The sequence below is a fragment of the Pseudomonas marginalis genome (assembly GCF_008692035.1).
Taxonomy (GTDB): Bacteria; Pseudomonadota; Gammaproteobacteria; order Pseudomonadales; family Pseudomonadaceae; genus Aquipseudomonas; species Aquipseudomonas marginalis.
Map to the genome: position 1 here is coordinate 816,144 of NZ_VTFG01000002.1, position 11,071 is coordinate 827,214.

General features: G+C 60.8%; 12 protein-coding genes. 7 read left to right on the top strand and 5 right to left on the bottom strand.

What is annotated here, in order from left to right; genetic code table 11:
- The first annotated feature begins 46 nt into the window (after positions 1-46).
- Genes FX984_RS23840 through pdeM form a run of 6 tightly spaced genes read left to right on the top strand, consistent with a single transcriptional unit; the run spans position 47 to position 6,576 of the window.
- Positions 47-775 carry an ABC transporter permease gene (locus FX984_RS23840; RefSeq protein ID WP_027604452.1) on the top strand — a complete coding sequence of 243 codons (729 nt, stop codon included), beginning with the start codon at positions 47-49 and terminating at the stop codon, positions 773-775.
- Positions 772-1,482 (top strand): ABC transporter permease, encoded by a 711-nt coding sequence (locus tag FX984_RS23845; RefSeq protein WP_027604453.1) that lies wholly within the window; start codon positions 772-774, stop codon positions 1,480-1,482. The genes FX984_RS23840 and FX984_RS23845 overlap by 4 nt, the downstream gene beginning before the upstream one ends.
- 9 nt (positions 1,483-1,491) lie before the next feature.
- Complete coding sequence (locus tag FX984_RS23850) at positions 1,492-2,610, top strand: succinylglutamate desuccinylase/aspartoacylase family protein (RefSeq protein WP_146475819.1); 1,119 nt, start codon at positions 1,492-1,494, stop codon at positions 2,608-2,610.
- A 13-nt stretch (positions 2,611-2,623) separates the two neighbouring features.
- A complete protein-coding gene (locus FX984_RS23855) occupies positions 2,624-3,388 on the top strand; it encodes an ABC transporter ATP-binding protein (protein ID WP_016973168.1) in 765 nt (254 codons plus the stop codon).
- A 57-nt stretch (positions 3,389-3,445) separates the two neighbouring features.
- Complete coding sequence (locus tag FX984_RS23860) at positions 3,446-5,926, top strand: ligase-associated DNA damage response DEXH box helicase (protein ID WP_146475820.1); 2,481 nt, start codon at positions 3,446-3,448, stop codon at positions 5,924-5,926.
- Positions 5,926-6,576, top strand: a complete 651-nt coding sequence (gene pdeM, locus FX984_RS23865; protein ID WP_098480263.1) for a ligase-associated DNA damage response endonuclease PdeM — start codon at positions 5,926-5,928, stop codon at positions 6,574-6,576. Before FX984_RS23860 ends, pdeM begins: the two co-directional genes overlap by 1 nt.
- Positions 6,577-6,591: 15 nt before the next feature.
- Here pdeM and FX984_RS23870 read toward each other — a convergent pair whose 3' ends face one another.
- Complete coding sequence (locus tag FX984_RS23870; protein ID WP_146475821.1) at positions 6,592-6,792, bottom strand: hypothetical protein; 201 nt, start codon at positions 6,790-6,792, stop codon at positions 6,592-6,594.
- A gap of 107 nt (positions 6,793-6,899) precedes the next feature.
- A complete protein-coding gene (gene dcd / locus FX984_RS23875) occupies positions 6,900-7,466 on the bottom strand; it encodes a dCTP deaminase (RefSeq protein WP_003172320.1) in 567 nt (188 codons plus the stop codon).
- A gap of 389 nt (positions 7,467-7,855) precedes the next feature.
- Here dcd and FX984_RS23880 point away from each other — a divergent pair, with 389 nt between their 5' ends.
- A complete protein-coding gene (locus FX984_RS23880; protein WP_002554837.1) occupies positions 7,856-8,065 on the top strand; it encodes a cold-shock protein in 210 nt (69 codons plus the stop codon).
- A 209-nt stretch (positions 8,066-8,274) separates the two neighbouring features.
- Here the strand turns inward: FX984_RS23880 and rpoS are convergent, their stop codons facing one another.
- The 3 genes from rpoS to FX984_RS23895 form a co-directional block, all read right to left on the bottom strand.
- Positions 8,275-9,279 (bottom strand): RNA polymerase sigma factor RpoS, encoded by a 1,005-nt coding sequence (rpoS, locus tag FX984_RS23885; protein WP_025855149.1) that lies wholly within the window; start codon positions 9,277-9,279, stop codon positions 8,275-8,277.
- Positions 9,280-9,384: 105 nt separating this feature from the next.
- On the bottom strand, positions 9,385-10,221 hold the full coding sequence (locus FX984_RS23890) for a peptidoglycan DD-metalloendopeptidase family protein (RefSeq protein ID WP_027604458.1): 837 nt from the start codon (positions 10,219-10,221) through the stop codon (positions 9,385-9,387).
- Between the two features lie 207 nt (positions 10,222-10,428).
- Positions 10,429-11,064, bottom strand: coding sequence for a protein-L-isoaspartate(D-aspartate) O-methyltransferase (locus tag FX984_RS23895; RefSeq protein ID WP_169899534.1), 636 nt, complete (start codon positions 11,062-11,064; stop codon positions 10,429-10,431).
- Positions 11,065-11,071 lie beyond the last annotated feature (7 nt).

Sequence of the window (11,071 nt, forward strand, 5' to 3'; positions counted from 1 at the left end):
CCCCTTCTCTCAAGGGGCGCTTTTTTATCGCCATAGGTCCTGATTTATGTTCGAAGAACTGTTGCAAACCCTCGGGCTGAGCGCACTCAGCCTGAAGGGTTTCGGCCCGTTGTTGCTGCAAGGCACCTGGATGACCATCAAGTTGTCGGTGCTGTCCCTGATCGTCAGCGTATTGCTGGGCCTGCTCGGCGCCAGCGCCAAACTTTCCAGCTTGCCCTTCCTGCGTATCCCCGCCCAGCTCTACACCACCCTGATTCGCGGTGTACCCGACCTGGTGCTGATGCTGTTGATTTTCTACAGCCTGCAAACCTGGCTCACCGGCCTGACCGACTTCATGGAATGGGAATACATCGAGATCGACCCATTCAGCGCCGGGGTGATCACCCTGGGCTTTATCTACGGTGCTTATTTCACCGAGACGTTTCGCGGCGCGATCCTCGCCGTGCCCCGTGGCCAGCTGGAAGCCGCCACGGCCTATGGCCTCAAGCGCGGGCAACGCTTTCGCTACGTGACCTTCCCGCAGATGATGCGCTTTGCCCTGCCGGGTATCGGCAACAACTGGATGGTAATGCTCAAGGCCACGGCCCTGGTGTCGATCATCGGTCTGGCGGACCTGGTCAAGGCCGCCCAGGATGCCGGCAAAAGCACCTACCAACTGTTCTACTTCCTGGTGCTCGCCGCGCTGATCTACCTGTTGATCACCAGCGCGTCCAACTTCGTCCTGCGTCGTCTTGAACGTCGCTACTCCGCAGGCTCACGGGAGGCGGTGCGATGATCGAACTCTTGCAGGAATACTGGCGCCCCTTCCTCTATAGCGACGGCCAGCACATCACCGGCCTGGCCATGACCCTGTGGTTGCTCAGCGCCGCCCTGGTGATCGGCTTTGTGGTGTCGATCCCGCTGTCCATCGCCCGTGTATCGCGCAACCCGCTGGTACGCTGGCCGGTGCAGTTCTACACCTACCTGTTCCGTGGCACGCCGCTCTATATCCAGTTGCTGATCTGCTACACCGGCATCTACAGCATCGCCGCCGTACGCGAACAACCGCTGCTGGATGCGTTCTTTCGCGATGCGATGAACTGCACGATCCTGGCCTTCGCCCTCAACACCTGCGCCTACACCACGGAGATTTTCGCCGGGGCCATCCGCAGCATGGCCCACGGCGAAGTCGAGGCGGCCAAGGCCTACGGTTTAAGCGGCTGGAAGCTGTACGCCTACGTGATCATGCCTTCGGCGTTGCGCCGCTCGTTGCCCTACTACAGCAACGAAGTGATCTTGATGCTGCACTCGACCACGGTAGCGTTTACCGCGACGATCCCGGACATCCTCAAGGTGGCACGGGACGCCAACTCGGCCACGTTCATGACGTTCCAATCATTCGGTATCGCCGCGCTGATCTACCTGACCGTGACCTTTGCCCTGGTCGGTCTGTTCCGTCTGGCGGAGCGCCGCTGGCTGGCGTTTCTCGGGCCCAGCCATTAAGGAGCCTTCATGCATCATCAGGTACACGATCTGGTCGCGCCGGTGCCAGGCACGGCGCGGCAGATTCACAGTTTCCACTTCGGCCCCGAACACGCCGAGGGCAAGGTCTATATCCAGTCATCGCTGCATGCCGATGAACTGCCGGGCATGCTGGTGGCCTGGCACTTGAAGGTGCGCCTGGCCGAGCTGGCGGCAGCCGGGCGGTTACTGAGCGAGATCGTGCTGGTGCCCATCGCCAATCCGGCAGGCCTGGAACAGGTGTTGATGGACACCCCGCTGGGCCGCTACGAGTTGGAAAGCGGGCAGAACTTCAATCGCCTGTTTGTCGACCTCAGCGAAGAAGTGGGCGACCAGGTCGAAGCGTTGCTCGGGGATGATCCCCGGCACAACGTCGAGCTGATCCGTGCCGCGTTGAGCACCGCCCTCGCCGGGCAAACCGCCGCGACCCAATTGCACGCCCAGCGGCTGGTGCTGCAACGCCTGGCCTGCGATGCCGACATGGTGCTGGACCTGCATTGCGACTTCGAAGCCGTGGCGCACCTCTACACCACGCCCGAAGCCTGGCCGCAGGTGGAACCGCTGGCACGCTATATCGGCTCGGAGGCCAATCTGCTTGCCACCGATTCCGGCGGGCAATCCTTCGATGAGTGTTTCACCCTGGTGTGGTGGCAGCTGCAACAACGCTTTGGCGCGCGCTTCCCGATTCCCATGGGCAGTTTTTCGGTGACCGTCGAACTGCGTGGCCAGGGCGACGTCAACCATGGGTTGGCCGCCCTCGACTGCCAGGCAATCATCGACTACCTGATTCACTTCGGCGCGATTGCCGGCGACGCCGCACCGCTGCCCGAACTGCCCTACCCCGCCACGCCGCTGGCGGGCGTCGAACCCGTGGCAACGCCGGTGGGCGGCCTGCTGGTGTTCAGCGCCCTGCCCGGTGAATACCTGGAAGCCGGGCAACTGATCGCCGAAATCATCGACCCCATTACCGACCGCGTAACGCCCGTGCACTGCCAGAAGGCCGGCCTGCTTTACGCCCGTTCGCTGCGCCGCATGGCCACTGCCGGGATGGTCATCGGCCATGTCGCAGGCACCGAGGCCTACCGCAGCGGCTATCTACTTTCGCCTTGAGGATGCACGCCCCATGTACAAATTGACCGTTGAAGGCCTGCATAAAAGCTATGGCGACAATGAGGTGCTCAAAGGCGTCTCGCTCAAGGCCAGGACCGGTGATGTGATCAGCCTGATCGGCGCCAGCGGCTCGGGCAAAAGCACCTTTTTGCGTTGCATCAACTTCCTGGAAACCCCCAACGACGGCGCCATGACCCTCGACGGCCAGCCGATCCGCATGGTCAGCGACCGCCACGGCATGCGCGTGGCCGACGATGCCGAACTGCAGCGCCTGCGCACGCGACTGGCGATGGTGTTCCAGCATTTCAACCTGTGGAGCCATATGAGCGTGCTGGAAAACATCACCATGGCCCCGCGCCGGGTGCTGGGTTGCAGCAAAAAGGACGCCGAAGACCGCGCCCGTCGCTACCTGGACAAAGTGGGTTTACCGGCACGCGTGGCGGACCAATATCCGGCGTTCCTGTCCGGTGGCCAGCAGCAACGGGTGGCCATCGCCCGTGCCCTGGCCATGGAGCCGGAAGTGATGCTGTTCGACGAACCCACCTCGGCCCTCGACCCGGAGTTGGTGGGTGAAGTGTTGAAGGTCATCCAGGGCCTGGCCGAGGAAGGCCGCACCATGATCATGGTGACCCACGAAATGAGCTTTGCACGCAAGGTATCCAGCCAGGTGCTGTTCCTGCACAAGGGCCTGGTGGAAGAGCAAGGCGCGCCGGAGGATGTGCTGGGCAATCCGAAGAGCGAACGCCTGCAACAGTTCCTGAGCGGCAATTTGAAGTAAACCTTTGCGACGCCTGGAGGGTCTGTGGAATAGGCCCTCCAGAGCGTTCGCCGCCCCATGGCAAAACCCCTCGACTTCGCCAAAACGTGGTTTGCCGCCAAAGGCTGGAAGCCGTTCGCTTTCCAGAAAGACGTATGGACGGCGGTCAAGGACGGCCGCTCGGGCTTGCTGCACGCCAGCACCGGCGCCGGCAAAACCTACGCCCTGTGGTTTGCCGCCCTCAATCGTTTCGCAATCACCCGCCCGCCCGCCACCGGTAAACGCAAACCGCCGGCTGAGCCACTGACCGTGCTGTGGATCACGCCCATGCGTGCGTTGGCCGCTGACACCGCACGCGCCCTCGAAGCGCCGCTCGAGGCCTTGCAGATTCCCTGGAGCGTCGGCCTGCGCACCGGCGATACCAGCAGCAGCGAGCGTGCCCGGCAAACCCGACGCCAGCCCACCGCCCTGGTCACCACCCCGGAAAGCCTGACCCTGATGCTCGCCCGCGCCGACAGCGAAACGAGCCTGGCGCACCTGCGCATGGTGGTGGTGGATGAATGGCATGAACTGATCGGCAACAAGCGCGGCGTGCAGTTGCAACTGGCGTTGGCGCGGCTGCGGCGTTGGCATCCCGAACTGATGGTGTGGGGCATTTCGGCCACCCTCGGTAACCAGTCCCACGCCCTGGAAGTGCTGGTCCCACAAGGGGACGGGATTAATGTGCAGGGACAAACGGCCAAGCAGTTGCACGTCGACACCTTGCTGCCGCCCATCGCCGAGCGGTTTCCCTGGGCCGGGCATATCGGCTTGAAGATGCTGCCGCAGGTGGTCGCCGAGGTCGACGCCAGCAGCAGTTGCCTGGTGTTTACCAACACGCGGGCGCAGTCGGAAATCTGGTATCAGGCGCTGCTCGATGCACGCCCGGATTGGGCCGGGGTGATTGCCCTGCACCATGGTTCGCTGGCCCGCGAGACCCGCGACTGGGTGGAGCGGGCGTTGAAAGACGGTCAGCTCAAGGCGGTGGTGTGCACCTCCAGCCTGGACCTGGGGGTGGATTTTTTGCCGGTGGAGCGCGTGCTGCAAATCGGCTCGGCCAAAGGCGTGGCGCGCCTGATGCAACGCGCCGGGCGCTCCGGCCATGCACCCGGACGGCCGTCGCGGGTGACCCTGGTGCCGACCCACAGCCTGGAACTGGTGGAAGCCGCTGCGGCCCAGGACGCCATTGCAGCGCGGCGCATCGAAGCCCGCGAATCGCCCAACAAGCCGTTGGATGTGCTCGTACAACATTTGGTGAGCATGGCCCTGGGCGGTGGCTTTACGCCGCAGGCGCTGCTGGCGGAGGTGCGTGGCGCCTGGGCCTATCGTGACCTCAGCGAGGCCGATTGGGCCTGGGCCCTGGGTTTTGTACGGCATGGCGGCTTATCGCTGACCGCTTACCCGGATTACCGCCGCGTGGCCCCGGACGAGCACGGCATCTGGCGCGTCCCCGATGCCCGGCTTGCGCGCCGCCATCGCATGAGCGTGGGCACCATTGTCAGCGACGCCAGTATCCAGCTGAAATTCTGGAGCAAGGGCGGCGGTGGCAAGAACCTGGGCAGTGTCGAGGAAGGTTTTATCGCACGCCTCAAGCCGGGTGATGGCTTCTTGTTTGCCGGACGCCTGCTGGAATTGGTGCGGGTGGAAAACATGACCGCCTATGTGCGCCGCAGCAGCGCCAAAAAAGCTGCCGTACCCCGCTGGAATGGCGGGCGCATGCCCCTTTCCAATGAGCTGGCCCAAGCCGTGGTGGAGCGCTTCGATGCGGCCGCGCACGGGGTCTACGAGGGGCCGGAAATGCGGGCTGTGCAAACCCTGCTGCAGACACAATTGCGCTGGTCCGGCTTGCCGACGCGCGAGCACTTGTTGGCCGAAGCCTTGAAATCGCGGGAGGGCTGGCACCTGTTCCTCTACCCGTTTGCCGGCCGCCAGGTGCACCTGGGACTGGCGAGTCTGCTGGCGTGGCGGGTCAGCCAGCAGCAGCCTGTGACCTTCTCGATTGCCGTCAACGATTATGGCTTGGAGTTGCTCAGCGCCACCGAGTTGGATTGGCCACGCTTGCTGAATGGGGCGCTGCTGAGCCCGAAGCAGTTGCTGGCAGACGTAGCAGCCAGCCTGAACGCCGGGGAACTCGCCCTGCGCCGCTTTCGCGAGATTGCGCGTATCGCCGGGCTGGTGTTTGCCGGTTACCCCGGCGCGCCGAAAAGCACGCGCCAGGTGCAGGCATCCAGCGGGTTGTTCTTTGAAGTGTTCAAGCAATATGACCCGCAAAACCTGTTGCTGGCCCAGGCGGGGGAAGAAGTCCTGCGCGACGAATTGGATATTCGTCGGCTGGAAGAGACCTTGCTTCGCCTCTCGGCGCTGACACTGGACGTGCATAGGATCGAACGTCCTACGCCCCTGGCCTTCCCACTGCTGGTAGAACGGATGCGCGAAAGCATGAGTTCGGAAAAACTCTCGGAGCGCATTGCGCGGATGGTCAAGGACTTGGAAAAAGTCGCCGATAACGGCAAACGCTGATGGTGTGCTCAGTGACGCTGGAGGGCGAAGAGCTGTGGCTGTTGGCGGATAAGGCGCTCTACTGGCCCGCGCGCCAGTGCCTGCTGATCGCCGATGCACACTTTGGCAAGGCATCGGCCTATCGCAGCCTGGGCCAGCCGGTACCGCAAGGCACCACCACCGAGAATCTGCAGCGCCTGGATCGGCTGTTGGCGGCCGTACCGTGCGCCCAGGTAATCTTTCTCGGCGATTTCCTCCACGGGCCCGGCTCCCACGCCAGCGGCACCCTCAGCGCCTTGAGAGCCTGGCGAGCACGTCATTGCGACCTGTCGATGACCTTGATTCGCGGTAATCACGATAAACGCGCGGGCGACCCACCGGCTGACTTGAACATCGAAGTGGTCCCGGAGCCCCTGTTGATGGGCCCTTTCGCCCTGCAACACGAACCGCACGCCCATGCCAGCCACCATGTGCTGGCGGGGCATGTGCACCCGGTGTATCGCTTACGCGGCAAGGGCCGGCAGAGCCTGCGCCTGCCGTGTTTCCAGTTCGGCACACGCGTCAGCCTGCTGCCGGCGTTTGGGGCGTTTACCGGGGGGCATACGGTGGAGCAGGACAATGACCGCCGAATCTTTGTCATCGGCGATCACCAGGTGTGGCAGGTGCGCTGACCGGCCTTGCGGGTATCAGGCGACCGGTGCGGGAGGCGGCTCGTCCGGAAGGGTCGGCTCACCGGGCTCGGTGGGCTGCTGTGGCCAATCCTCATCGGGTTGGCCGGGGATGCCGCCTGAATAGGCGGGATCAGCCATCAGGGACCAGGCCAGAACGCCAATCTGGTTGGGTTCAAGCCGGGCAAGTTCTGCGCTGATTCGCGGGTCAATCTTCATAAGGCACTCCTCAAGCGTGGCTCGGTGCGTTTTGCACGCACCGAGGCAGTACACCCAATAGAGTCACTTTCTCCGGACTAATTCCCTTTACGCGTAGGACCTTTCGATCAAGCGCGTGGCAAGGTGACGCCGCGCTGGCCTTGGTACTTGCCGGCGCGGTCTTTGTAGGACACTTCACAGGCCTCGTCAGACTGCAGGAACAGCATCTGCGCCACGCCTTCGTTAGCGTAGATTTTCGCCGGCAGGGTGGTGGTGTTGGAGAACTCCAGGGTCACGTGGCCTTCCCACTCAGGCTCAAGTGGCGTCACGTTGACGATAATGCCGCAGCGCGCGTAGGTGCTTTTACCCAGGCAGATGGTCAGCACGTCGCGGGGAATCCGGAAGAATTCCACGGTGCGTGCCAGGGCAAAGGAATTCGGCGGGATAATGCACACGTCGCTTTTCACATCGACGAAGCTCTTTTCGTCGAAGTTCTTCGGATCCACGATCGCCGAGTTGATGTTGGTGAACACCTTGAACTCGTCGGCGCAGCGCACATCGTAGCCGTAGCTGGAAACGCCGTACGAGATCACGCGGTCATCGCCTTCACCACGAATCTGGCGCTCGACGAACGGTTCGATCATGCCGTGCTCTTGCGCCATGCGGCGAATCCACTTGTCCGATTTGATGCTCATGGCGGGTGTCCTGAATAGCGAGGTGGAAAAATTCTGTGGGGCATCTTACCGGGGCCGGCGTTGGGGTTCAAAGGGCGTCGGGCTTTTCTTGATGAACGCACCGGCTGTCATAAGGCGCAGCCAGCGGGGCCGGGACCCGCATTGCCGCAACCGGTGTGTGTAAATACCACCGCCAGTCACGAAAATAGAGAAACCTTCGGAAATACCATTGGCACGTTCCGGAAAAAGGGTTAAGGTGGCGCCACTGTGCTGCTTGTGTCACTGAGAATCTCTACACGATATGTTGAATTTCGATCCAACCATCTCCAAGAATTTTTCCTGCTCTTTGCACTCAGTCTCGGCCAGGGCTTTTCCTGAGTCGCAGTTAACTTTGTCCAAGGAGATACACCATGTCTAATCGCCAAACTGGTACCGTTAAGTGGTTCAACGATGAAAAAGGCTTCGGCTTCATCACTCCACAATCCGGTGACGACCTGTTCGTTCACTTCAAAGCTATCCAATCCGACGGCTTCAAAAGCCTGAAAGAAGGCCAACAGGTTTCTTTCATCGCTACCCGCGGTCAGAAAGGCATGCAAGCTGAAGAAGTTCAAGTTATCTAACTTGTACTGACTCAGTCAAAAAGACCCCGCCCTTAAAAGCGGGGTTTTTTTATGCCTGGGATTTGGGCATACATGAATAAAATGTCGTGCGCAAAAAATGTGGGAGGGGGCTTGCCCCCGATGGCGGTGTAGCAGTCGATACTTGCATTGACTGACAGACCACTATCGGGGCAAGCCCCCTCCCACATTCAAGCACTCAAGCGGCGTCGTTATTGAAACAACGACTCGCTCGACAAGCCATTCTTCTCCAGGATCTCGCGCAAGCGCTTGAGCCCTTCCACCTGGATCTGCCGCACCCGCTCACGGGTCAGGCCAATCTCCAGGCCTACGTCCTCCAGCGTACTGCTCTCATGGCCACGCAGGCCGAAGCGGCGAATCACCACCTCACGCTGCTTGTCCGTGAGCTCCGACAGCCACTGGTCAATGCTTTGGGAAAGATCATCATCCTGCAACAGCTCGCAGGGATCCGTAGGACGATCATCCGTCAGGGTGTCCAGCAGGGTTTTATCCGAGTCCGGACCCAGCGAGACGTCGACCGAAGACACACGCTCGTTAAGACCCAGCATGCGCTTGACCTCCCCTACCGGTTTTTCCAGCAGGTTGGCGATTTCTTCGGGCGAGGGTTCATGATCGAGTTTTTGAGTGAGCTCACGTGCCGCCCGCAGGTACACGTTGAGCTCCTTGACCACATGGATTGGCAACCGGATCGTGCGGGTCTGATTCATGATCGCCCGTTCGATGGTCTGGCGAATCCACCAGGTGGCATAGGTCGAGAAGCGGAAGCCCCGCTCAGGATCGAACTTCTCCACCGCCCGGATCAAGCCCAGGTTGCCCTCCTCGATCAGGTCCAACAAGGACAGCCCACGATTGACGTAGCGCCGGGCGATTTTCACCACCAGGCGCAGGTTGCTTTCAATCATGCGCTTGCGCCCAGCCGGATCACCCTTTTGCGACAAGCGCGCAAAATGGACTTCTTCTTCGGGAGTCAGCAGAGGGGAAAAGCCGATTTCATTGAGGTACAGCTGGGTCGCATCGAGCGCCCGGGTGTAATCAATGTATTTGTGTTGCTTTAACGCGGTGGAGTTCTTGGATTTGGTGCGAACTGAAGGTACAGCAGGTCCCTCATTCGACATCGATTCCGTAGCGATGCCGGTCTCCATAAGGAGAACCTCATCGTCGATGTCAAACTCCGGCGCTTCTTTACTGAGAGCCATTGTTATAGTCCTTTGGTGAGTTCGACCTCAAGCTCAAGCGACGCCTTTATCCTTGGCAACGCTGGAGCCTGTTCCTTCTACGTGAGGAACAGGCTGTGCAACATATCAACGACGGGGTAGGAATTGCAGTGGATCTACAGGCTTCCCTTGACGGCGAATCTCAAAGTGCAGTTTCACCCGGTCTGTACCAGTTGATCCCATTTCGGCAATTGTCTGTCCGACTTTGACCTGCTGCCCCTCCCGAACCAACAGCCTACGGTTGTGGCCGTAAGCACTGACGTAGGTATCGCTGTGTTTGATGATGACCAGCTCGCCGTAGCCCCGCAAACCACTCCCGGCGTACACCACCGTCCCATCAGACGCAGCTAAAACAGGCTGTCCCAAATCCCCGGCAATATCAATGCCTTTATTCAAACTGCCGTTTGAAGAGAATTTTCCAATTAACACTCCATTTGAGGGCCATCCCCAACCGGTCGGCGCAGGCCCTGCGGGGGGCAACGGCGCGGGTGCCGGCTTGTTCGCGACACTCGGCGCAGCGGTACCCGCAGGCCGGGTAATGATGGTGGTTTTGCTCGAAGACGACGGCGAAGATCCGGTGTTTGTCACAACTGCCGTAGGGGTAGAACCGGTGCGACCGTCAAAGCGAATCGTCTGACCCGGATGTATCGTGTAGGGCACAGGAATATTGTTACGGGCTGCGAGGGCCTTGTAGTCCCAGCCATAACGGAAGGCAATCGAGAACAAGGTGTCGCCCTTGCGCACGACATACTGCCCGGTGGTCACCGTCGGCTTTTGTGGTGCAGCGTTATTGCGGTCAACCACCCGTGCACCGCTGCTTGGCGAGCTGGAACACCCTACCAGAAGGGAACCAAAGACAAGGCCAAGCACCAGTCGCTGAAAACTTGTTTTACTCATACGCTGCGCAAGACCTGTGAGACTCACCCGCCGCTCCCTTTGTGGTGGCTGAACATGAATGCCTGTATCAGGCTTGAAATATGACGCAAGTATAACTGGGCATTGAAGTTTTACCGTCACGCGACTGAAACGAATCATTCAGCGCGTTGAATCGCCCCGCCCATCATGTTGACTTGATAGACCCCGCCGTAAGACACATCCTCACCAACAGAATTCACTGCCCGCGAAAAATGATCAGGCCAGCGGGCCATTGAGCAACGGCACAAAACGCACGGCGCCGAGTACATGCCGGGAAAAACCATCGTCTTCACGGACAATAAGCATCAATTGTTGCACTTCACCGGAACCCACCGGAATGACCAGCCGCCCTCCCGGGGCCAGTTGATCGAGCAGCGCCTGCGGCACATCCGTGGCCACGGCAGTGACGATAATCCCGTTGTAGGGCGCCAGCGCCGGCCAGCCTTCCCAACCATCGCCCCAGCGGAATACCACGTTGCGCAGGTTCAGCTCCACCAGGCGTTCCTTGGCGCGATCCTGCAGCACCTTGATGCGCTCCACCGAGAACACCCGCTCCACCAGTTGCGACAGCACCGCCGTCTGGTAGCCGGAACCGGTGCCGATCTCCAGCACTTTGTCCAGCGGCCCCGCCGCCAGCAGCAGCTCGCTCATGCGCGCAACCATATAAGGCTGGGAGATGGTCTGGTTATGGCCGATGGGCAATGCCGTGTCTTCGTAGGCACGATGGGCCAAGGCTTCATCGACAAAGAGGTGCCGAGGCGTACGCCGGATCACTTCCAACACCTGGGCGTTGGAAAGCCCCTCTTCGTACAGGCGCTGGATCAAACGCTCACGGGTGCGCTGGGAGGTCATCCCGATG